This is a genomic window from Kitasatospora sp. NPDC059827 (assembly GCF_042731675.1).
GTDB lineage: Bacteria > Actinomycetota > Actinomycetes > Streptomycetales > Streptomycetaceae > Kitasatospora.
In genome coordinates this window covers 1-20,887 of sequence record NZ_JBHWIV010000121.1, presented here as the reverse complement: position 1 = coordinate 20,887, position 20,887 = coordinate 1, and the positions used below count along the sequence as shown (strand labels likewise).

The window sequence follows — 20,887 nt, the reverse complement described above, 5'->3', positions numbered from 1 at the left end:
TATAATATAAACCCCTAGAGCTAACCGTTGTTTGCTGGGTGTGTGGTGGTTTCGGTTTTTTGTATAAGAGACTGCAACAGCCCCGCGCAGCGGCCCCCTCACCCCCGGAATGCCCCACCCCCCAACAAGGCGCAGGCTGGTCCCGGAGGAAACCCCATGACCACCCTTGAGGAACAGATCGACATCACCGCCCCCGCCCTGGCCACCTGGGAGCAACTCCACCGGGTCCACGAGTACCCCCGGTTCGTCGACGGAGTCCGCACCGCCCACCCCCACGGCCGCAACCACGCCCACCTCGCGATCCGCATCCACGGCGCCGAACGCTCCGTGGACACCGAGATCACCGACCGCGGCCGGGGCCGGGTGATGGCCTGGCGCACCCTGGACTCCGTCCACCTGAGCGGCGCCTTCGCCCTGCTCCCCCTCGACCCCGAGCACACGCGCCTCCAGATCCGGCTGGAGTACGACCCGGAGGCCGTCCACCGCGAGTTCGGCGGCCCTCGCGGCTTCGCCCAGGCCGGAGCGATCGAGCGCACGGTCCGCGAAGACCTCGAACACTTCCGGGACCTCCTCGAAGCCCGGGTGAGCACCGCCAACGGCCACCCCACCTCAAGCCCCGACGGCCACCCCCACGGGAACCCCCACACCCCGTAAGAACCACATAAGCCCAGCTCAGCAAGGCCGGTGAGGCTCTTCACAGCCCGCCGCCGACAAGACCGTTCCACTTTCAACCTGTGGCAGACTCGGATGCCATGGACATCGGCCCGGTCACCAGGACGCTCCGCGCGGCGGTCTTCGCCGCGCTGGTCGTGCTGCTCGCCGGGCTCGGCCAGGTACTGGTCACCGGCCGCTCGCTGCCGGTCGGGACGATGGGCCTGGCCTCGGCCGCCGTCTTCGTCCTGGCCTTCGCCCTGGCCGGCCGCGAACGCGGCTACCCGGCGATCGCGGCGGCGTTCCTCCCCCTCCAGCTCGGCGTTAGCGCCCTGTTCGACCTGGCCCAGCGCTCCTGCCCGTCCCTGCCGCCCGACGCCGGGCAGGGCCTGCGCCCGCTGCTCTGCGGCGGCGGCTCGCTCGGCGGGTTCCTGCTCGGCCACGGCGTGTCCGAGCAGACCGGCATCCTCGTGCTGCTCCTCCTGCACACCGTGATCGCCCTGGCCGGGGCCTTCTGGCTGCGCCGCGCGGACGCCGCGCTGAGCGGCCTCACCCGGGCCCTCCGGACGCTGGGCGAGTTCCTGCACCGCCACCTCCCGGCCGCCGCCCGCTGGCTGCGGCTGCTGACCGCCCCCGTCCCGGCCCGCCCGGTGCTCCGGGCGCCCTTCCCCCGCGCCAGCCGTGTGCTGGTCCCCGCCGAGGACGCGGTGGTCCGCCCGGCCGTCCGCCGCGGCCCCCCGGTGTTCGCCCTGACCGTCTGAGCGCTTCCCCTCGACGGTCCTCTCTCCCCGCCATGCCCAGCGCCACGCGCCCCGACGCGCCCGCGCACCCGAGAGCACAGGACGACACCTCATGAGCAACGCCCGCAAGACCGACCGGAAGACCAACGCCACCGAGCGCATGCGCGAGGCCCGCGCCCAGGCCCAGCGGGCCGACCGGGTCCGCCGCCGGGTGGTGGTCGGCGGCGCCTCCGTCGCCGTGCTCGCCCTCGCGGCCGGCGTCGCCTTCGCCGTCGGCGGCTCCTCCGGCTCCTCCTCGACCGCCGGGGCCGGCGGCCCGCTGGTCGTCCCCGCCAACGCGAGCGGCACCGACGGCACCGTGATCACCTACGGCAAGGCCGACGCGCCGCACACCCTGGAGGTCTACGAGGACTTCCGCTGCCCGTTCTGCGAGCAGCTGGAGACGACCACCGGCAAGGCCGTCCAGCAGCTCGCCGACAACGGCACCTACAAGATCGAGTACCACCTCGCGACGTTCCTGGACAAGAACCTCGGCGGCAAGGGCTCGCGCACCGCGCTGGCCGCCGCCGGCGCCGCGCTGAACGAGGGCGTGGACAAGTTCAAGGCCTTCCACGACGTGCTCTACGCCAACCAGCCGGACGAGCGCAGCGACGACTTCGGCGACGTCAACCACATCCTGGACCTGGCCGGCCAGGTGCCCGGCCTCAAGACCGACGCCTTCGTGAAGGCCGTCCAGGACGGCACCTACGCGCCGTGGGCGGCCAAGGTAAACGAGGAGTTCAACAAGAGCGACGTCACCGGCACCCCGACCGTCAAGCTCGACGGCAAGAAGCTGGACGTCCTGACCAACGGCAAGGCCGTCTCGCCCGAGCAGTTCACCGCCCTGGTCAAGCAGGTGACCGGGTGACCCAGCCCGCACCCGGGCCCACGCCCGCCACCACCGCCACCACCCCGCGGACCTTCGGTGCGAGCCGCCCCTTCGCCTGGCTGCTCCTGCTCGGCGGCGCGGTCGGCCTGTTCGCCTCGGCCGTCCTCACCCTGGACAAGATCCGGCTGCTCAAGGACCCGTCGTACGTCCCCAGCTGCAACATCAACCCGATCATCAGCTGCGGCTCGGTCATGCGCAGCGACCAGGCGGAGGCCTTCGGCTTCCCCAACTCGCTGATCGGCCTGGTCGCCTTCGGCGTGGTGATCGCGATCGGCGCGGGGCTGCTGGCCGGGGCGTCGTTCCGGCGCTGGTTCTGGCTCGGCCTCCAGGCCGGGACGGTGTTCGGGATCGGCTTCGTGACCTGGCTGATGTACCAGGCGCTGTACCGGATCAGCGCGCTCTGCCCGTACTGCATGGTGGTCTGGGCCGCGATGATCCCGCTGTTCTGGTACACCACCCTGCACAACCTGCGCTCCGGCGTGATCCCGGTCGGGCCGAGGGCGCGGACGGTGGTGCGGGAGGCCGTGCGCTACCACTGGGTCGTCCCGGTGCTCTGGTACGCGGTGATCGCGCTGCTGGTGCTCAACCGGTTCTGGTACTACTGGAGCACCCTGATCTGACGCCCGTCCGCCGCCCGCTGCCCGCTCCCACCCCGGGGAGCGGGCGGCGGGGGCCCTCCCCCGGTGAGGCCGCCATGCGACGCAGGATCGTCCTCTTCATGTCCGTGTCCGTGGACGGCTACTTCGAGGGACCGGACCACGACCTCGGCTGGCAGCTCATCGACGACGAGGTGCACGCCCACATGAACCGCGAACTCGTCCGCATGGGTGGTTTCCTCTCCGGCCGGCGCACCCACGAACTGATGGCCGCCTTCTGGCCCACCGCCGACCGGGACCCGGCCGCCGCGGGCCCGGTCGCGGAGTTCGCGGAGATCTGGCGCGGCATGCCGAAGACCGTCTTCTCCCGCACCCTCGACCACGCCGACTGGAACACCACCGTCGTCCGCGAGGTCACCCCCGGCACGGTCGCCGCCCTCGCCGCCGGCCCCGGCGGGAACCTCGCCCTCGGCGGCGCCGACCTGGCCGCCTCCTTCCTGGCCCAGGACCTGATCGACGAGTTCCGCCTCCTCGTCCACCCCGTCGTCCTCGGCCGCGGCACCCTGCTGTTCCGCCCGACCGACCACCCCGTCCCGCTCACCCCGGTCGAGACCCACCGCTTCACCAACGGCGTGACCCTGCTGCGCTACGCCCGCAGCGGGCCCTCGCCGCTGGACTGACGCAGGGCCGACGGGCGGTCAGCCGTCGATCGGGTCGAAGGTGAACCGCTCGACCTCGGCGAGGAGTTCGGCGCGGCGGCGGTCGTCGATGAAGGAGGCCCGGAAGGAGTTGGCGGCCAGTCGGCGCAGGGTCTCCTGGTCGAGGGCGAGGGCCTGCCGGACGGCGCGGAAGTTGTCCTCGACGTAGCCGCCGAAGTAGGCCGGGTCGTCGGAGTTGACGGTGACCAGCAGGCCGGCGTCCAGCATCTCCCGCAGCGGGTGGTCGGCGAGGGTGTCGATGCAGCGCAGCCGGACGTTGGAGAGCGGGCAGAGGGTCAGCGGGATCTGCTCGCGGACCAGTCGGGCGACGAGTTCGCCGTCCTCCAGGCAGCGCAGGCCGTGGTCGATCCGTTCCACGCCGAGCACGTCCAGCGCCTCGGTGATGTACGCGGCCGGGCCCTCCTCGCCCGCGTGGGCGACCCGGCGCAGCCCGGCCTCGGCGGCCCGGCGGTAGACCTCGCGGAACTTCGCGGGCGGGTTGCCGACCTCGGCCGAGTCCAGGCCGATGCCGGCGATCCGGTCGAAGTACGGGCGGGCGGCCTCGAAGGTCTCCAGGGCGGAGTCGGCGGACTCGTCGCGCAGGAAGCACATGATCAGCTGGGTGCTGATGCCGTACCGCTGCTCGCTGCGCGACAGCGCGCGGGTCAGGCCGTCCACGACCACGCCGAGCGGCACTCCGCGCGCGGTGTGCGCCTGGGGGTCGAAGAAGATCTCCGCGTGCCGCACGCCCTGGTCGGCGGCCCGGGCCAGGTAGGCGTCCGCGAGGTCGGCGAAGTCCTGCTCGGTGCGCAGCACGGCCATCAGCGCGTAGTAGAGGTCGAGGAAGGACTGCAGGTCGCTGAACGAGTACGCCTTCCGCAGTTCCTCCGTGTCGGCGTACGGCAGTTCGACGGAGTTGCGGGCGGCGAGGACGAAGGCGAGCTCGGGTTCGAGGGTGCCTTCGATGTGCAGGTGGAGTTCGGCCTTGGGAAGCGGCATGTGCGATCTGTCCGAGCTGTCGGGGATTGGGCCTGAAGGTACGGAATTCATCCTATGATCTCCCCGATCTTCGGGGGCGCCGTGGGCAGCTCCCGGAGGGTGCGCAGCGGCGAGAACAGCGGCAGCGTCCCGGCCACCACGAGCAGCCCGGCCATCACCCACATGGTGGGTCGCAGGCCGATCGCCTCGCCCAGTGCGCCGCCGGTCAGGGCGCCGAGCGGGATGGTGGCGTGGACGGCGAACATCGATCCGGCCGCCACCCGGGTGAGCAGCCCGGGCGGGGTGTAGGACTGCCGGAAGCTGCCGAGCACGACGTTGCAGAACACCACGGCCGCGACCACCCCGAGCGCGCCGACCATGTACAGGGCGGTGCCCGCTCCCGGCCCGGCCAGCGGCATCAGCAGCCCGAGCGGGACGGCGCCGAGCAGCACGGTCCGCACCGCGCGGGCCGTCCCCAGCCGGGCACACAGCGGGCGGACCGCCGCCGCGCCGAGCACCCCGCCGACGGCGGCGGCGGAGGCGAGCACGCCGACCCAGCCGGGGGCGATGCCGGCCTCCCGGACCAGGAACAGCGCCAGGATCGCCTGGTAGCCCATGAGGGCGAAGTTGGCGGCCGCGCCGAAGCAGAGGAAGGCCCGCAGGTAGGGGTCGCACAGCAGGAAGGACAGCCCCTCGCGGACCTGTCCGCGCAGGCCTTCCGGCACCGGCGGCACCGGCTGCGGCCGGGCGCGGATCCGCAGCAGGGTGCCGGCCGCGATCAGGAAGCTCACCGCGTCGATGAGCAACCCGCCTGCGGCGCCGATGAGTTGGACGGTCAGCCCGGCCAGTCCGCGGCCCGCGACCTCGGCCGCCGAACCGCTGCCCTGGAGCTTGGCGTTGCCCTCGATCAGGTCCGCCGGGGCGATCAGCTCGGGCAGGTACGCCTGGTCGGCCGCGTCGAGGAACACCGAGCAGACGCCGCCGAGGAAGGCCACGGCCAGCAGGTGCGCCAGGGTGAGGACGCCGAACCACCCCGCCACCGGCACGCTGGCGAGGAGTCCGGCGGAGCCGAGGTTGCAGGCGATCATCACGGTCCGCCGGGGCGCCCGGCCGACCCAGACCCCGACCGGCAGGCCGAACAGCAGCCAGGGCAGCCAGATCGCGCTGGTCAGCAGGCCCGCGGCGAGCGGCCCGGCGCCCAGGGTGAGCACCGCGACCAGCGGCAGTGCGACGGTGGTGACGCTGCTGCCCAGTCGGCTGACGGTCTGCCCGGCCCACAGCAGCCGGAAGTCCCGCTGGGTGAACAGGCCCCAGCGCGAACGGAGTTCGGGTCCACGGCCGGGCGGGGCGAGGGTGGCGGTCACGGCCTGGCCGGGACGCTGTGGGCGAAGGCCAGGACGGTCTCGCGCTCCCGCCCGTCCTCGGGCACCGGCCGCCGGGCCCACTTCTGGATCACCTCGTGCAGGTCGGCGGCCAGCTCCCGGGCCTCCTCGGGGGTGAGCCGCAGCCAGGCCTCGGTGGCCACCGAGCAGCCGTCCCGCCAGTCGGGGTCGTACCCGCCGCGCCGCGCGGACCACTCGCGGACCAGCTCGACCTTGCGTTCCAGCAGGATCGATCCGGCCGCGTCGGCGACCGCCTCGGTGACCGGGTCCCCGTCGAAGTCGGCCCTGGCCCAGCTGAGTTCGCGGTCGGCCAGCCGCCACCAGCGCTCCCGCCGGTCCCGGGCGAGCTCGGCCGCCTCCTCGATCAGTCCGCTCTCGGCCAGCACCTTGAGGTGGTGGCTGACGTTGCCCACCGCCTGCCCGGTGCGCTCGGCCAGTCTCCCGACGGTGGCCGGGCCGTCGACCTTGAGCAGGTCGATCAGCCGCCAGCGCAACGGGTGGGTGAGGGCGGCGAGCACCCGGGAGTCCTGGATCTCCCGGGTGCCGCGCGGTTCGTCGGTCGTCCTGCCCGTCGTCTCGTCCATGCCGGGAGGATATCCACAAGAGCTCTTGTACGACAGCTCTTTTACAATTCCCCTTGTCCATCCGGACGGCCCCGGACGATCGGGTGCACCGGCGGCGGTCGGCGGGCACCCTGGAGGAAGGGGACTTCCGCCGAGGAGGCACCGCGATGCAGCACGCCGACGACCCGCACATCCGGCCCGCGGGCATCTCCCCGCACGCACTGGGCAACGACACCCTGCTGCACGAGCTGGAGCAACTGCACCGCACCCGCCACGAGACCTTCCTGTACGGCTCGGAGGAGGCGCTGAAACGGCACACCCTGCGGACCGGCCAGCTGGAGGCCGAGTACCTGAACCGCTTCCCCCTGCGGCAGGTGACCGCGGCCCGGACCAGGGCCGGAGCCCGGGCCCGGGAGGCGGCCGCCCGGGTGGAGTCGCTGCCCGAGTGACGCCCGCCGCCGCCCGGCGGGACACGCCGGGCGGCGGTGGCACCCCCGGGGCGGGGCGTCGGGGAGGGTGTGAGGGCAGAGCACCGGACCCGACCCCCCACTGGGAGCCCCGCATGCCCATCGCCAGCGTCAACCCCGCGACCGGCGAGATCGTCCAGACCTTCGAAGCGCTCGACGCGGCCGGGATCGAGCGGCGGCTGGCCCGCGCCGAAGCCGCCTTCCACGGCTACCGCGGCACCCCGTTCACCGTCCGCGCCGAACTGATGCACCGCGCGGCCGACCTGCTGGACCGGGACCAGGACGCGCTGGCCCGCACCATGACCGAGGAGATGGGCAAGCCGCTCGCCGCCGCCCGGGCCGAGGCCGCCAAGTGCGCCAAGGCGATGCGCTGGTACGCCGACCACGCCGAGGCGCTGCTCGCCGACGAGCACCCGGCTCCCGCCGACGTGGCCGACAGCGGCGCCTCCCGGGCGTACGTCCGCTACCGCCCGCTCGGCCCGGTGCTCGCCGTGATGCCGTGGAACTTCCCGTTCTGGCAGGTGATCCGCTTCGCCGCGCCGGCCCTGATGGCGGGCAACGTCGGCCTGCTCAAGCACGCCTCCAACGTGCCGCGCACCGCGCTGGCACTCGAGGAACTGTTCCGGCGGGCCGGCTTCCCCGAGGGCTGCTTCCAGACCCTGCTGATCGGCTCGGGCGCGGTCGAGGGGGTGGTCCGGGACCGCCGGGTCGCCGCCGTCACCCTCACCGGCAGCGAGCCGGCCGGGCGGGCGGTCGCGGCCGCCGCCGCGGACGAGGTGAAGAAGTCGGTGCTGGAGCTGGGCGGCAGCGACCCGTTCGTGGTCCTGCCGAGCGCCGACCTGGACGCCGCGGTCGCCACCGCCGTCCGGGCCCGGGTGCAGAACAACGGCCAGTCCTGCATCGCCGCCAAGCGCTTCATCGTGCACACCGACGTCTACGACCGCTTCACCGCCGCCTTCACCGAGGCGATGCGCGCGCTGCGGATCGGCGACCCGATGGACGAGGCCACCGACGTCGGCCCGCTGGCCAGCCGCCAGGGCCGGGACGACCTGGAGGAACTGGTCGAGGACGCCCGCACCCACGGCGCCCGGGTCGAGTGCGGCGGCAACCGCCCGATGGGCTGGGACACCGGCTGGTTCTACGAGCCGACCGTGCTGACCGGCATCACCCCGGCGATGCGGATCCACCTGGAGGAGACCTTCGGCCCGGTCGCCACCGTCTACCGGGTCGCCGACCTGGACGAGGCGGTGGCACTCGCCAACGACACGCCGTTCGGGCTCAGTTCCAACGTCTGGACCACCGACCAGGGCGAGCAGGAGCGCTTCGTCCGCGACATCCAGGCCGGCGGGGTGTTCTTCAACGGCATGACCGCCTCCCACCCGGCGCTGCCCTTCGGCGGGGTCAAGCGCTCCGGCTTCGGGCGGGAGCTGTCCGGGCACGGCATCCGGGAGTTCTGCAACGTCACCACGGTGTGGATCGGCTGATCGCTCCAGGAGCCGTGACGCTCCGGTGCGGGTGCACGTACGCGTGCGGATTCGGGCCGGTCAGGTCAGGTCAGCCCACCGTCCGGTGCCTGCCCCGGCCGGGCGTCGCCCAGCGGGCGACCATGCCGACCAGCGCGATGAAGGTCAGCAGCCAGAAGAAGGCCATCAGCCCGATCATCGGGTCCCACTCCGTCTGGACCTCGACCATGAGCAGGCCGATCGAGAGCGCGACCATGAAGGTCACCACGGTGGGGCTAAGGCTGAGCAGCCAGCGCCAGGCCCGGTGGCCCAGGCTCGGGTCCTTCGGGGCCTCCGGCCCGTTTTCGAGTTCCTTGTAGCTGAGCAGGTCCATTCGGGATCGCCTCCGGTGCTGGGTGAGGGGGAGGGGGCGGCCCGCGCGGTCAGGAGGCCTTGCGCGGAGCCGAGGACTTGCGGGTGGTGGTCTTCTTCGCCGGGGCGGCCTTCCCGGTGCCCGCGGCCTTTCCGGCGGCGGCGGTCTTCTTCGTGGTGGCGGCCTTCTTCGCGGCGGCGCGCTTGCGCGGCGCCGGCTCCTCGGCGGCCGGCTCCTCCGCGGCCGGGGTGGCCGGCGCCCGGCCGCCCTTGGCCTGCCGGAGGCTGCTGCGCAGCGCCTCCATCAGGTCGATCACGTTGTCCGGCGCCTCGCCGGGCTCCTCCTCGTGCGGGAGCTCGACGCCTTCCAGCCGGGCGGTGATCACCTGCTGGAGTGCCTGCTGGTAGTCGTCGTGGAGCTGGGAGAGGTCGAAGTCCTCGGAGAGGGTGTCCATCAGCGACCGCGCCATCTTGAGCTCCTGCGGCCGCACCGCGACGTCCTCCTCGGGCGCGATCCCGGCCGCCGGGCGGACCTCGTCGGGCCAGATGCAGGTCTGGAGCACCAGCGTCCCGTCGTGCACCCGCAGCACCGCGGGCGACTCCCGGGTGCGCAGCGCGATCTTGGTGACGGCGATCTGCCCCGACTCCACCAGCGCGTCGCGCAGCAGGGCGTACGGCTTGGCGGCGGCCTTGTCGGCGACGCCCACGTAGTAGGCCTTGGAGAACATCAGCGGGTCGATCTCGGTGGCGTCCACGAAGGCCAGCACGTCGATGATCTTCTTGCTGGGCAGCGGCAGGTCGGCGAGGTCGTCGTCGCTGAGCGTGACCGTCCGGCCGTCGGGCGACTCGTACCCCTTGGCGATCTCCGCGTACGGGACTTCCTTCTCCTCGCGTTCGCAGTACCGCTTCATCCGCACCCGGCCACCGTCCTTGGCGTGCACCTGGTGCAGCGGGACGTCGTGCTCCTGGGTCGCGGAGTAGAGGTGGACGGGGATGCTGACCAGTCCGAAGCTGATCGTCCCCTTCCAGGTGGTCTGCATGGTTCCCACTGTGCGCGCGTTCGGCCGGATCGGCCACTTGCTCCGGCAGGGCCCTGGCGGGTTCCCGCCAGCATGACGCTGCGTCAGATTTGAGCCTTTCCCGCCACTTCTCCACCCACTCTGACCTGGCCTTTTGTGTCCGGTGAGCGAACAGTTATCTCTCAGCTGTTCCGATACCCGGGCGTAGAAGTTAGGTTGCACCGCAATGCGCGGGTCTGTCCCCCACCCTCCGGCACGACGAGCCGAGGGTCATGCCGCGCCGGAAAGGCAGAAGGCACCCTCCATGAGTGCGGACACCACCAAGCAGGCGGCGGACACCACCCAGGTCCCCCACCAGCTCGGCCCGGTCGGACACGGCGGCGACGGCCACCTGAAGGCCGGGCTCAAGAACCGGCACCTGTCGATGATCGCGATCGGCGGCGTGATCGGCGCCGGCCTGTTCGTCGGCTCCGGTGCGGGCATCGCCTCCACCGGTCCCGGCATCCTCCTCTCCTACACCCTGGCCGGCGTGCTGGTGGTGCTGGTGATGCGGATGCTCGGCGAGATGGCGGCGGCCGACCCGCAGAGCGGCTCGTTCTCGGCGTACGCGGACCGCGCGCTGGGCCGCTGGGCCGGCTTCACCATCGGCTGGCTGTACTGGTTCTTCTGGGTCGTGGTGCTCGCCGTCGAGGCGACGGCCGGCGCCAAGATCCTCAACCACTGGGTGCCGGGCGTGCCGCAGTGGGGCTGGGCCCTGATCGTGATGGCGGTGCTGACCTCCACCAACCTGTTCTCGGTCGCCTCCTACGGCGAGTTCGAGTTCTGGTTCGCCGGGATCAAGGTGGTGGCGATCGCCGCGTTCCTGGTGATCGGCGCCCTCGCCGTCTTCGGCGTGCTGCCGGACACCCACGCGGTCGGCGCCAGCAACCTGACCGGCCACGGCGGCTTCCTGCCGCACGGCGTGGGCGCGGTGTTCACCGGGATGCTCACGGTCGTCTTCGCCTTCATGGGCAGCGAGATCGTCACCCTGGCGGCCGGCGAGTCGGAGGACCCGGAGAAGGCGGTCAGCAAGGCCACCAACAGCGTGATCTGGCGGATCGGGATCTTCTACCTGGGCTCGATCCTGCTGGTGGTGACCCTGCTGCCGTGGGACTCCGCCGCGGTGAAGGACAGCCCCTACGTGGCGGTGCTCGACCACGTGGGCATCCCGCACGCGGGCCAGGTGATGGACGTGATCGTGCTGACGGCGGTGCTCTCCTGCCTCAACTCCGGGATGTACACCGCCTCCCGGATGGCCTTCTCGCTCGGCCGGCGCGGCGACGCCCCGAAGGTCTTCGCGACGGTGAACTCGCGCGGCGTGCCGATGGTGGCCATCCTCTCCTCGGTGGTCTTCGGCTTCATCGCGGTCTTCTTCAACTACACCTCGCCGAACACCGTGTTCGCCTTCCTGCTGAACTCCTCCGGTGCGATCGCGCTCTTCGTCTGGCTGGTGATCTGCGCGACCCAGCTGCGGATGCGCAAGATCATCGAGCGTGAGATGCCCGAGCGGCACACCGTCCGGATGTGGCTGTACCCCTATCTCACCTGGGTGGCCATCGGCATGATCGGCTTCGTCGTGGTGTACATGTTCACCGACCCCGACGGACGCAAGCAGATGTACCTGTCGCTGGTGGCCGCGGCGATCGTGCTCGGCGCCTCGGCCGTGGTGGGCCGGCGCCGGCGGGCGGCGGTGGCGGCGGGGTCCTGAACCCGTCCGCCCCCGCGCGGGAACGCCGGGCCCGGGAGCCGTTGCGGAGGCTCCCGGGCCCGGTGCCGTTCCATGCCCGGACGGGGCGACCGGCGACCGGCGACCGGCCGGTCACGCTGCGTCGATGTCGGCACCGCGGACGTGTGAGCCCGCCCACAGGGGGTTTCGCATCTACGGTCCTGGATAGTTGTCGCACTCCGCCCGTACCGCCCCCGACACCGACCGTCACGCCCGGGCCGCCCGCCCGGGCACCGGGCCCGCCCCGAAGAACCCAGGCCATGGAGCCTTCCGGCCCCACCTTCCGTCGGCGCCTCCCACCCTCGACCCTCGAACATCAAAACCGGACAAAGCACCACAAACACACCAGCACGCCGGGCCGCAAGCGCCCGCTCGGCCACTACTGGTCGTAGTAGCGAACCCTTTTGCCACCCGTCCCCGGCCCTGCCAAGAATGGCCCGTCGCCAGGCAGCGCCGGCCGGCCCCGTCCGCCGTGCGCAGCCCGCCCGCCCCGCCGCTCTCGGCCGGGGCGCCACGGCCGTCCCGGACGGCCGCGCGGGCCCCGCTCACCCGGAGCCCGTGCGATGCCCCGCGCCCAGTGCCCCGGCACGGCCCCCGACGGAAAAGGACCGCCCGCTCCATGCAGCTCAGTCATGCCCGCCGCAACTCCCTGATCACCGGCATCGCCACCCTCGTGGTCGCGAGCGCCGCCACCGCCGCGCTCGCCATCCCGCAGGCCGGGAACACCGCCGAGGCCGCCGCCCCCGCGGCCGCCGTCTCGGTGGACGGCAAGCCGGTGGCCGACCAGGCGCAGGCCGACACCGCTGCCGCTGCCCAGCAGGCCACCCAGGACGCCCAGGCGGCCCAGGACGCCCAGACGAAGGCCGAGGCGGACGCCAAGGCCCAGGCCGACGCCAAGGCCCAGGCCGCGGCCGACGCGAAGGCCCAGGCGGACGCCAAGGCCCAGGCCGACGCCGCCGCCTCCCGCTCGCAGCAGCGCCAGAGCCTCGCCGCCCCGACCGGCACCCCGCAGCAGATCGCCGCCCAGATCGTGCCCGCCGGCCAGCTGCAGTGCTTCAGCAACATCGTGGCCCGCGAGAGCAGCTGGAACCCGATGGCCGTCAACGCCTCCTCCGGCGCCTACGGCCTGGTCCAGGCGCTGCCGGGCACCAAGATGGCCTCGGCCGGCTCGGACTGGAAGACCAACCCGGCCACCCAGATCAAGTGGGGTCTGGACTACATGAACTCCCGCTACGGCAGCCCGTGCGGCGCCTGGGCGTTCTGGCAGAGCCACCACTGGTACTGAGCCGCCCGGCTCCGGCCCTCCCGCGCACCCGTCCCGGGCCCGCGACGCACCCCGCGTCGCGGGCCCGGCGCGTGTCCGGCCCGGCGCGCCCCACCTGGCGTGGACGCGTCCGGAAGGCGGCGTGAAGATATGGCGTACGCTCGTACGATTTGCCACTGATTGCTCGTAATTACGCACCGTCAGCCCTTTGCCACGGTTCGCGCGCCCTCTTACGCTCCGGCGTCATGCCCTCACCCCTGATCAGCGTCGTGCTCACCGCCTACGACCAGCACGGACAGCTCGCCGACTGCCTGGACTCGCTGCTCGCCCAGACCCTGGCCGACGTCGAGGTGATCGTGGTCGCCGACCGCTCCCCCGAGACCGCGGGCGGGCTCGCCGACGCCTACGCGGCCCGGGACCCCCGGGTGTCGGTGCTGCTCCTGAACGCGGCCGTCGGGGTCGGGGTGAGCCGGAACGCGGGTGCGGCGCGGGCCACCGGCGAGCACCTGCTGTTCCTCGACGCCGACCACCTGCTGCCCCGGGACGCCCTCCAGGCGCTCGCCGACCGGCTCCGGCAGACCGGCCCGGTCGACGTCCTGCTGTTCGGCCACTCCCGCCGCCACAACGACCGCGACTGGCCGGGCGGCGCCGAGGCCCTGCTCGCCGAGGCCGGCCCCGAGCCCTTCGCCCCCTTCGACCGGCCCGAGCTGTTCGGCGCGCCCCCGCTGGTGTGGGACCGGCTGATCCGCCGCGGCCACTGGGAGGACCTCGGGCTCACCTTCCCCGACGGCCGCTACGAGGAGATCCCGGTGGTGCACGCGGCGCTGCTCGGCGCCCGCACGGCCGCCGTCCTGGCCCGCGAGTGCGTCCAGCTGCGCCGCCGGGAGACCGTCCACCCGGCCGGCGGGCCGGGCAGCAGCGTGTTCGACCTCTTCGAGCAGTACGAGCGCAGCTTCGCCCTGCTGGAGGACCAGCCCCACCTGTACGCCGTCCGCGACGCCCTGTTCGTCCGGATGATCCGGCACTACCTGTTCGTCTTCGACCTCGCCGGCTGCGTCACCCGCGCCGAACGCCCCCAGTTCTTCCACCGCGCCGCCGAGCACCACCACCGCTTCCAGCCCCCCGGCCACCGCAAGCCGGCCGGCCGCGAGGGCATCAAGTTCTCCCTGCTGGCCGGCGGCGCCTACCCGGCCTTCGAGGTCGCCAAGCTCTCCCACATCGCCCGCGGCACCCTCACCGGCCGCAAGTAGCCCGGCGGGCGGGCGCGGCGGCGTGGATCCGCGCGGCCGCCACGCCCCTGGACGACACTCCGTCGGCGGTACCCGCTCGGGACGACACCCCGTCGGCGGTACCCCCGTCGTGCCCGGTACCGGTGCGGCGGCCCGGCTGCGATCATCGGCGGAGTCCACTTCCTGGGAGGCCCTGGTGAGCCGTCCGTCCGCCGTCCCCGGGGCCGAACTGGCCCGTGAACTGGCCGCCGTCCTGCGCGGGGAGGTCCGTTTCGGCGCCGCCGAGCGCACGGTGTACAGCCACGACGCCTCCAACTACCGGCAGCTGCCGCTCGGGGTGGTCAAACCCGCGGACCCGGACGACGTGCGCACCGCGCTGGCACTGTGCCGGCAGTACGGCGTGCCGGTGGTGGCCCGCGGGGCCGGGACGAGCGTCGGCGGGCAGGCGATCGGCCCGGGCGCGGTGGTACTGGACTTCCGCCGCCACCTCGGCGCGGTGCTGGAGGTCGACGCCGAGGCCCGCACCGCCCGCGTCCAGCCCGGCACCGTGCTGGACGACCTCCAGCGCGCCGCCCGGCCGTACGGGCTGCGCTTCGGCCCGGACCCGTCCACGCACAGCCGCTGCACCCTCGGCGGCATGATCGGCAACGACTCCTGCGGCTCCCACTCGCTCGCCTGGGGCCGCACCGCCGACAACGTGGAGCGGCTGGAACTGCTGCTCGCCGACGGCACCGAACTGACCGTCGGCGGGCGGCTCACCGCCGCCGAGCGCGCGGCGCTGACGCACCGGCCCGGCCGGGCCGGCCGACTGCACCGCGAACTCCAGGAGTTCACCGACCGCAACCTCGCCGTCATCCGGCAGGGCATGCCGCAGCTGCCCCGCCGCACCTCCGGCTACCCGCTGGACGCGCTGCTGCCCGAACACGGCCACGACCTGGCCCGGGCGCTGACCGGCACCGAGGGCACCTGCGCGCTGCTGCTGGGCGCCACCGTCCGACTGGTCGAGGCCCCGCCGGCCCGCGCCCTCGTGGTGGCCGGCTACCCCGACGAGGGCGCCGCCGCCGACGCCGTCCCCGCGCTGCTGCCGTACGGTCCGCTCACCGCCGAGGGCATGGCCGCCGACCTGATCGCCGCGCTGCTCGCCGCCGGCCCGCGTCCGCCAGCCCTGGACCGGCTGCCCGCGGGCGGGTGCTGGCTGTTCCTGGAGACCGGCGGCGCCACCGCGCCGGCGGCCTACCAGGCGGCCCGCCGACTGGCCGACGCGGTGCGCCGGGAGCCCGCGGCCACCGTCGCCCTGGTCACCGACCAGAGCGAGCAGCGCCAGCTGTGGGCCGTCCGGGAGGCCGGCGCCGGGATCGTCACCCGCCTGCCCGGCGGCGGCCAGGCCTGGCCCGGCTGGGAGGACTCCGCCGTCCCGCCCGAGCGGCTCGGCGACTACCTGCGCGGCCTGCGCGCGCTGCTGCGCCGGCACGGCCTGCACGGCGTGCCGTACGGGCACTTCGGCGACGGCTGCGTGCACCTGCGGATCGACTTCCCGCTGGACCGGCCGCACGGGGCCCCGGTCTTCCGGGAGTTCCTGGAGCAGGCGGCCGACCTGGCGGTCTCGTACGGCGGTTCGCTCTCCGGCGAGCACGGTGACGGGCAGGCCCGGTCCGAGCTGCTGCCGCGCATGTACCCGCCCGAAGTCATCGACCTGTTCGGCGAGTTCAAGCGGATCTGGGACCCGGAGAACCTGCTCAACCCGGGCGCCCTGGTCGACCCCCGCCCGCTCGACGCCGACCTGCGCTTCGTCACCGCCCCGCGCCGCCCGCTGCCGCTGGCCCTGCCGTACGAGCAGGACGGCGGCAGCCTCACCAGGGCGGTGCACCGCTGCGTGGGCGTCGCCAAGTGCGTGGACCCGACCACCGGGGTGATGTGCCCGAGCTACATGGCCACCGGCGAGGAGCGCCACTCCACCCGGGGCCGGGCCCGGCTGCTGGCCGAGATGCTGCGCGGCGAGGCCGTGCCGGACGGCTGGCGCTCGGCGGAGGTGCGGGAGGCCCTGGACCTCTGCCTGAGCTGCAAGGGCTGCGCGAGCGACTGCCCGGTGCACGTCGACATGGCGACCTACAAGACCGAGTTCCTGTACCAGCACTACCGGCGCCGGCCCCGCCCGCTCGCCCACTACTCGATGGGCTGGCTGCCGCTGTGGCTGCGCATGGTCGCGCCGGCGCCCGCGGCCGCCAACACGCTGGCCCGCTCCCGGGCCGGCGCCCTGCTCAAACGGCTCGGCGGGATCGACCGGCGCCGGGTGCTGCCGGTCCTCCCGCCCGAGACCTTCACCCGCTGGTACCGGCGCCACCGCGCCACCCACCCCGCCCCGGCGGGCGCCCGGCCGGTCCTGCTCTGGCCGGACACCTTCTCCGACCACCTCCAGCCCGACGTGCTGCGCTCGGCCGTCGAGGTGCTGGAACACCTGGGCTTCGACGTCCGACTGCCCGACGGGCCGGTGTGCTGCGGCCTCACCTGGTACTCCACCGGCCAACTCGGCACCGCCCGCCGGGTGTTGCGGCGCAGCCTGGCGGCCCTGGCGGCCACCGGGCTCCCGGCCGACACCCCCGTGGTCGGCCTGGACCCCAGCTGCACCGCCACCCTGCGCGAGGACCTGCCCCGACTCCTCGGCGCGGAAGGCCGCCCACTCTCCCAACGGACGCGCACCTTCGCCGAGTTCATCGACGAGTACGCCCCGGAGGCGCCGCTCCCCCCGGTCCGGCTGGAGGCCGTCACCCAGACCCACTGCCACCAGCACGCGGTGCTCGGCAGCGCCGCCGACCGCCGGGTCGAGGCCCGACTGGGCCTGGACAACCGGGTACTGGACTCCGGCTGCTGCGGGCTGGCAGGCAACTTCGGCTTCGAACGGGGGCACTTCGAGGTGTCCCGGGCGATCGCCGAACGCGTCCTACTGCCCGAGGTCCGGGCCGCCGGGCCCGACACCGTGGTGCTCGCGGACGGGTTCAGCTGCCGCACCCAGATCGCCCAACTCGCCGACGGGCGAAGGGCCCTGCACCTGGCGGAGCTGATCGCCCGGGAGCTGCGGGCCGCACGGGAGCAGTCTTCGGAGTGAGCTAGGCGTGCTCGGCGAGGAAGGCTCCGGCGTGAGCGGCGGCCTCCTCCCGGGTCGGGTGGCCGGCGGCCGCCTCGCCGCTCACCCCGTCGGCGCCGACAGCCGTCCAGTGCCAGCCGCCGGAGGCCCGGTCCGCGGCCAGATCGAATGTTCCGCCGAACAGTTCGAGCGAGCCGGGCCGGGCCGCCGGACGGCCGACGGCCTCCGGCCACTTCTTCCGGGCGCCCTGCCGGGTGATGCCCCAGGCGGCGCCCAGCTGCTCGTAGCTGGCGCCGTAGGAGCCGGCGGTGGCGGCCGCGGTCGCGGCAAGTCGCTTGACCTCACCGTCCACCACCTTCCAGGCGGACAGCACGGAGAGGGCGATCTCGGCCGGATCGGCGTGCCACATCCGCTCCTCGGGCAGCCCGGTCGCCCGGGCTCGCACGGCGGCGGCGACGGGATTGAGCGCGTCGAGGAGGGCCTTCGCCAGTTCGGCCTGCTCCTCGGTGGTGATCTCCACAGCAGTCATGGTGACAACCACAGTTACCGATAGGGTCGATGACAACCAAAGTTACCGCCCGAATCGATCCGGCCCGAGCGGCGGCCTCGCGCCCCGCTTCTCGGGCGCGAACGGGGCCCCGGAGGCGAGCCCGCGGTAGCCGACCACCAGCGCCTCCCCCAGGAAGCCCACGCCGATGGAGAGTTGGACCGGACGGGCATCCGCCGCCAGGCCGTTGTGCTCCGCGAGCAGCGCGAAGCCCGCCATCGCGGCGAGCGAGACCACGGCCACCAGGAAGGTCCGCCCGGTGTAGCGCTGCCACAGCACACCCTCCCGCTCGTACACCCGGATGGTGGCGCCGCGCAGCGCGCCGAGGGCGACACCGAGCGCCGCACCGGCGCCGATCCAGACGTAGTCGCCCGCCCCGAGGCCGTGCCGCTGCGACAGCGCCCACAACCCGAGCACGGTGAGCACCGCCGGCGGCGCGAAGAGGTCCCGCGCGTTGAGCGGTTCACCGCGCAGCCGCCGGACCACCACCACGGCCACCACGACCACGATCAGTGCCACGTACACCCAGTTGCCCATCCCCTGCCCCACTCCCCGATTTTTATAGCTCGGCCGTGCTAAATCAGCCCCGACGGCAATTTAGCTCGCCCGTGCTATAACGGCAACATGCCGAAGATCGTCGACCCCGTCGAACGCCGCCAGGCCGTCGCCGACGCCGTCCTGCGCGTCGCCGCCCGGGAGGGCCTGGAGCACGCCTCACTGCGCAACGTCGCCGAGGAGGCCGGGCTCGCCATCGGCTCGGTCCGCCACTACGTCGCCGGCAGCTCCGAGCTGATGCTCTTCGCGATGCAGGAACTAGCCCGCCGGATCGACGCCCGCATCCGCACCCACGCCCGCGCCCTACTCGACCCGGAACCCACCCCCGGCACCGACCGACGCGAGCAGACCGCCCGACTGCTCGCCGAGACCCTCCCGCTGGACGCCCGGCGCCGGGAGGAGTCCGCCCTCTGGCTCTCGTTCGTCACCGCCGCCCGCACCCGGCCCGAACTACGCCCCCGCGCCGCCGAGTTGCAGTCCGGCCTGGACGAACTGGTGCGGCGCGTCCTGGTCGAGACCCAGCGCTCCGGCGCGCTGCTCCCCGGCCTCGACCTCGACCTGGAGACCCGCCGGCTCTCCGCCCTGCTGGACGGCCTCACCCTGCAAGCCGTCCAGCACCCCGACCTGGTCGGCCCGGACGAACTGCGCGCGGTGCTGCGCCGCCACCTCGACACCCTGGCGAGCGGCTGACGACGCGCCGAGGAACCCGCCGCCCGGGCGAGCCCGGTCCGCGCGGTGGGCCGACGGCACCCGAGGCCGGTTCCGCCCGGGTCAGCCCTGCAGCGCCTCCTTCTTCGGCGCCACCTCGGCGCAGACCGCCGACACGAACTCCGCGAGCCGGGCCTGCGGCAGCCCGCGGGCGATGTCGGCCTCGCTGATCATGCCGACCAGCTTGTGCTCCGGGTGGTTGATCACCGGCAGGCGGCGCACCTGGTACTGCTCCATCACCCGCAGCACCTGCTCGCAGTCCTCGTCCGCCTCCACCGTCATCGGCCGGCCGAGCGCCAGTTCACCCGCCGTCACCTCGGACGGGTCGCGCCCCTCCGCGACGCAGCGCAGCACGATGTCGCGGTCCGTCACGATGCCCAGCAGCCGGTCGTTCTCCCCGCAGATGGGCAGCGCGCCCACGTGTCGTTCCCGCATGATCCGGGCGGCGGCGGCGAGCGTCTCGTGCTCGCGGATGCACTCCGCCCCCGGGTGCATGATGTCGCTGGCGATGGTCATGGTCCGCCTCCTGGCCTGGCTTCCAGCCCCTCGTCCATCCTGGTCCGACCGGGTGACCCACGCCACCGGGCCCGGGCGGGCCTGACCGCGCTCAGGACGCCGCCCCGGGCTCGGCGCGCTCCTCCGCCCCGCGCTCCGCCGAACCGGCCGCCGGGCCGACGGCCTCCGGGGCCGTACCGTCCAGCTCCGATCCGTCCAGGTCCGACCCGTCCAGCGGCGACGCGTTCAACAGCTTCTCCAACGGCGGCAGTTCGTGCCGGGGCCGCTCGTGCGGGCGCTTCTCCTCCGGCACCTCCCCGCGCTCCACCGCCTGCTCCGCGGACTTCGCGGCGGCGGCGACCGCGGCGGCCGCCAGGAGGTCCCGCTGCTGCGACTCCGTCGCACTGTCCAGGAAGCGCAGCAGCTCCACCGGGAACGGCAGCACCAGCGTCGAGTTCTTCTCCGCCGCCACCTCCACCACGGTCTGCAGCAACCGCAGTTGGAGCGCCGCCGGGGTCGCGCTCATCACCGCCGCCGCCTCCGACAGCCGGGCCGAGGCCTGGAACTCGCCGTCCGCCGTGATGATCCGCGCCCGCCGCTCCCGCTCGGCCTCCGCCTGGCGCGCGATCGAGCGCTTCATCGACTCCGGCAGGGCGACGTCCTTGATCTCCACCCGGTCGATCTGGATGCCCCAGCCCAGCGCCGGGCTGTCGATCATCAACTCCAGCCCCTGGTTGATCGGTTCGCGGTTGGCCAGCAGGTCGTCCAGCTCGCTCTTGCCGATGATCGACCGCAGCGAGGTCTGCGCGACCTGGGAGATCGCGAAGTTGTAGTCCTGCACGTTGACCGTCGCCTTGACCGGGTCCTCGACCCGGTAGTAGACGACCGCGTCCACCCGCACGGTCACGTTGTCCCGGGTGATGCCCTCCTGCGCCGGAATCGGCATCGTCACGATCTGCACGTTCACCCGGCGCAGCCGGTCCGCGATCGGCATCAGCGCGACCAGCCCCGGTTCGCGGACCTCGGCGCGCACCTTGCCGAAGCGGAACACCACGCCCTTCTGGAACTGCTGGACCACCCGGATGCTCAGCCCCGCCCAGATCGCCCCCAGCCCGGCCAGCCCCCCAAGAGCCCCCAGCACCGCATCGACGATCATCGCGGCCTCCTCGCGGCCTCCGCGCACACCGGCGCGTCCGGCCGCCGCCGACCGAACCGGGCCGGGGGCCACCGGAGCAACTGCTTCAACGCTACGCCTGCCCGGACAAGGCCGGATCGAACGTCCTGAACCACAGGACACTCCCAGGGCCGCACGCCCTAGAACGCTGATGAAGATGTTGGGTTCTGGCCCCACCGCGTGAGCGGTGGGGCCAGACTCGTTTCTGTGGCGATGGGGGAATGGGCTGGGG

The 20,887-nt window shown here is 73.4% G+C and carries 21 protein-coding genes; 12 read left to right on the top strand and 9 right to left on the bottom strand.

Going from position 1 to position 20,887, the window contains the following annotated elements:
* Positions 1-156 precede the first annotated feature (156 nt).
* From ACFV8H_RS38650 to ACFV8H_RS38630, 5 genes are all read left to right on the top strand, one after another.
* Complete coding sequence (locus ACFV8H_RS38650; protein ID WP_380409084.1) at positions 157-654, top strand: SRPBCC family protein; 498 nt, start codon at positions 157-159, stop codon at positions 652-654.
* Between the two features lie 80 nt (positions 655-734).
* Positions 735-1,412, top strand: a complete 678-nt coding sequence (locus ACFV8H_RS38645) for a hypothetical protein (RefSeq protein WP_380409082.1) — start codon at positions 735-737, stop codon at positions 1,410-1,412.
* A 91-nt stretch (positions 1,413-1,503) separates the two neighbouring features.
* Positions 1,504-2,298 (top strand): DsbA family protein, encoded by a 795-nt coding sequence (locus ACFV8H_RS38640; RefSeq protein ID WP_380409080.1) that lies wholly within the window; start codon positions 1,504-1,506, stop codon positions 2,296-2,298.
* Entirely contained in the window at positions 2,295-2,939 is a 645-nt protein-coding gene (locus ACFV8H_RS38635; protein WP_380409078.1) for a vitamin K epoxide reductase family protein, read from the top strand. The genes ACFV8H_RS38640 and ACFV8H_RS38635 overlap by 4 nt, the downstream gene beginning before the upstream one ends.
* 98 nt (positions 2,940-3,037) lie before the next feature.
* Positions 3,038-3,595, top strand: coding sequence for a dihydrofolate reductase family protein (locus ACFV8H_RS38630; protein ID WP_380409076.1), 558 nt, complete (start codon positions 3,038-3,040; stop codon positions 3,593-3,595).
* 18 nt (positions 3,596-3,613) lie between these two features.
* Here the strand turns inward: ACFV8H_RS38630 and ACFV8H_RS38625 are convergent, their stop codons facing one another.
* From ACFV8H_RS38625 to ACFV8H_RS38615, 3 genes are read right to left on the bottom strand one after another with little or no spacing between them, the layout of a single operon-like run.
* Positions 3,614-4,612, bottom strand: coding sequence for an adenosine deaminase (locus ACFV8H_RS38625; protein WP_380409074.1), 999 nt, complete (start codon positions 4,610-4,612; stop codon positions 3,614-3,616).
* Positions 4,613-4,659: 47 nt separating this feature from the next.
* Positions 4,660-5,955, bottom strand: a complete 1,296-nt coding sequence (locus tag ACFV8H_RS38620; protein WP_380409072.1) for an MFS transporter — start codon at positions 5,953-5,955, stop codon at positions 4,660-4,662.
* On the bottom strand, positions 5,952-6,557 hold the full coding sequence (locus ACFV8H_RS38615; protein ID WP_380409070.1) for an ArsR/SmtB family transcription factor: 606 nt from the start codon (positions 6,555-6,557) through the stop codon (positions 5,952-5,954). The genes ACFV8H_RS38620 and ACFV8H_RS38615 overlap by 4 nt, the downstream gene beginning before the upstream one ends.
* A 53-nt stretch (positions 6,558-6,610) precedes the next feature.
* Between ACFV8H_RS38615 and ACFV8H_RS38610 the strand changes: the two genes are divergently transcribed.
* A complete protein-coding gene (locus ACFV8H_RS38610) occupies positions 6,611-6,985 on the top strand; it encodes a DUF6158 family protein (protein ID WP_380409068.1) in 375 nt (124 codons plus the stop codon).
* Between the two features lie 113 nt (positions 6,986-7,098).
* Positions 7,099-8,487, top strand: coding sequence for an NADP-dependent succinic semialdehyde dehydrogenase (locus ACFV8H_RS38605; RefSeq protein ID WP_380409066.1), 1,389 nt, complete (start codon positions 7,099-7,101; stop codon positions 8,485-8,487).
* 70 nt (positions 8,488-8,557) lie between these two features.
* On the opposite strand, the gene ACFV8H_RS38600 is transcribed toward ACFV8H_RS38605, so the two are convergent.
* Both ACFV8H_RS38600 and ACFV8H_RS38595 read right to left on the bottom strand, forming a co-directional pair.
* A complete protein-coding gene (locus ACFV8H_RS38600; RefSeq protein WP_380409064.1) occupies positions 8,558-8,839 on the bottom strand; it encodes a hypothetical protein in 282 nt (93 codons plus the stop codon).
* A gap of 49 nt (positions 8,840-8,888) precedes the next feature.
* Positions 8,889-9,857, bottom strand: a complete 969-nt coding sequence (locus tag ACFV8H_RS38595) for a Ku protein (RefSeq protein ID WP_380409063.1) — start codon at positions 9,855-9,857, stop codon at positions 8,889-8,891.
* 283 nt (positions 9,858-10,140) lie between these two features.
* Here ACFV8H_RS38595 and ACFV8H_RS38590 point away from each other — a divergent pair, with 283 nt between their 5' ends.
* The 4 genes from ACFV8H_RS38590 to ACFV8H_RS38575 all read left to right on the top strand — a co-directional run bounded on the left by ACFV8H_RS38590 (position 10,141) and on the right by ACFV8H_RS38575 (position 17,197).
* A complete protein-coding gene (locus tag ACFV8H_RS38590; RefSeq protein ID WP_380409061.1) occupies positions 10,141-11,583 on the top strand; it encodes an amino acid permease in 1,443 nt (480 codons plus the stop codon).
* Between the two features lie 637 nt (positions 11,584-12,220).
* Positions 12,221-12,886, top strand: coding sequence for a transglycosylase SLT domain-containing protein (locus tag ACFV8H_RS38585; protein WP_380409060.1), 666 nt, complete (start codon positions 12,221-12,223; stop codon positions 12,884-12,886).
* A gap of 224 nt (positions 12,887-13,110) precedes the next feature.
* Positions 13,111-14,115, top strand: coding sequence for a glycosyltransferase family 2 protein (locus ACFV8H_RS38580; RefSeq protein ID WP_380409058.1), 1,005 nt, complete (start codon positions 13,111-13,113; stop codon positions 14,113-14,115).
* Between the two features lie 175 nt (positions 14,116-14,290).
* Positions 14,291-17,197: an FAD-binding and (Fe-S)-binding domain-containing protein gene (locus ACFV8H_RS38575; RefSeq protein WP_380409056.1), complete on the top strand. Its 2,907-nt coding sequence runs from the start codon at positions 14,291-14,293 to the stop codon at positions 17,195-17,197.
* A 1-nt stretch (position 17,198) separates the two neighbouring features.
* Here ACFV8H_RS38575 and ACFV8H_RS38570 read toward each other — a convergent pair whose 3' ends face one another.
* Entirely contained in the window at positions 17,199-17,705 is a 507-nt protein-coding gene (locus ACFV8H_RS38570; RefSeq protein WP_380409054.1) for a hypothetical protein, read from the bottom strand.
* 42 nt (positions 17,706-17,747) lie between these two features.
* Positions 17,748-18,260, bottom strand: a complete 513-nt coding sequence (locus ACFV8H_RS38565) for a DUF1453 domain-containing protein (protein ID WP_380409052.1) — start codon at positions 18,258-18,260, stop codon at positions 17,748-17,750.
* An 87-nt stretch (positions 18,261-18,347) separates the two neighbouring features.
* On the opposite strand from ACFV8H_RS38565, the gene ACFV8H_RS38560 reads away from it, so the two are divergent.
* Entirely contained in the window at positions 18,348-18,968 is a 621-nt protein-coding gene (locus ACFV8H_RS38560) for a TetR/AcrR family transcriptional regulator (protein ID WP_380409050.1), read from the top strand.
* An 81-nt stretch (positions 18,969-19,049) separates the two neighbouring features.
* On the opposite strand, the gene ACFV8H_RS38555 is transcribed toward ACFV8H_RS38560, so the two are convergent.
* The gene (locus ACFV8H_RS38555) at positions 19,050-19,502 is read right to left on the bottom strand and encodes a CBS domain-containing protein (protein ID WP_380409048.1); all 453 of its coding nucleotides are present in this window, start codon (positions 19,500-19,502) and stop codon (positions 19,050-19,052) included.
* Positions 19,503-19,593: 91 nt separating this feature from the next.
* Complete coding sequence (locus ACFV8H_RS38550) at positions 19,594-20,637, bottom strand: slipin family protein (RefSeq protein WP_380409046.1); 1,044 nt, start codon at positions 20,635-20,637, stop codon at positions 19,594-19,596.
* Positions 20,638-20,887 lie beyond the last annotated feature (250 nt).

Excerpts from the sequence above, each read along its gene's own strand:
- ACFV8H_RS38650 (WP_380409084.1), top strand. The coding sequence starts at position 157 with ATGACCACCCTTGAGGAACAGATCGACATCACCGCCCCCGCCCTGGCC.
- ACFV8H_RS38640 (WP_380409080.1), top strand. The coding sequence starts at position 1,504 with ATGAGCAACGCCCGCAAGACCGACCGGAAGACCAACGCCACCGAGCGC.
- ACFV8H_RS38630 (WP_380409076.1), top strand. The coding sequence starts at position 3,038 with ATGTCCGTGTCCGTGGACGGCTACTTCGAGGGACCGGACCACGACCTC.
- ACFV8H_RS38625 (WP_380409074.1), bottom strand. The coding sequence starts at position 4,612 with ATGCCGCTTCCCAAGGCCGAACTCCACCTGCACATCGAAGGCACCCTC.
- ACFV8H_RS38615 (WP_380409070.1), bottom strand. The coding sequence starts at position 6,557 with ATGGACGAGACGACGGGCAGGACGACCGACGAACCGCGCGGCACCCGG.
- ACFV8H_RS38605 (WP_380409066.1), top strand. The coding sequence starts at position 7,099 with ATGCCCATCGCCAGCGTCAACCCCGCGACCGGCGAGATCGTCCAGACC.
- ACFV8H_RS38600 (WP_380409064.1), bottom strand. The coding sequence starts at position 8,839 with ATGGACCTGCTCAGCTACAAGGAACTCGAAAACGGGCCGGAGGCCCCG.
- ACFV8H_RS38595 (WP_380409063.1), bottom strand. The coding sequence starts at position 9,857 with ATGCAGACCACCTGGAAGGGGACGATCAGCTTCGGACTGGTCAGCATC.
- ACFV8H_RS38590 (WP_380409061.1), top strand. The coding sequence starts at position 10,141 with ATGAGTGCGGACACCACCAAGCAGGCGGCGGACACCACCCAGGTCCCC.
- ACFV8H_RS38585 (WP_380409060.1), top strand. The coding sequence starts at position 12,221 with ATGCAGCTCAGTCATGCCCGCCGCAACTCCCTGATCACCGGCATCGCC.
- ACFV8H_RS38580 (WP_380409058.1), top strand. The coding sequence starts at position 13,111 with ATGCCCTCACCCCTGATCAGCGTCGTGCTCACCGCCTACGACCAGCAC.
- ACFV8H_RS38570 (WP_380409054.1), bottom strand. The coding sequence starts at position 17,705 with ATGACTGCTGTGGAGATCACCACCGAGGAGCAGGCCGAACTGGCGAAG.
- ACFV8H_RS38565 (WP_380409052.1), bottom strand. The coding sequence starts at position 18,260 with ATGGGCAACTGGGTGTACGTGGCACTGATCGTGGTCGTGGTGGCCGTG.
- ACFV8H_RS38560 (WP_380409050.1), top strand. The coding sequence starts at position 18,348 with ATGCCGAAGATCGTCGACCCCGTCGAACGCCGCCAGGCCGTCGCCGAC.
- ACFV8H_RS38555 (WP_380409048.1), bottom strand. The coding sequence starts at position 19,502 with ATGACCATCGCCAGCGACATCATGCACCCGGGGGCGGAGTGCATCCGC.
- ACFV8H_RS38550 (WP_380409046.1), bottom strand. The coding sequence starts at position 20,637 with ATGATCGTCGATGCGGTGCTGGGGGCTCTTGGGGGGCTGGCCGGGCTG.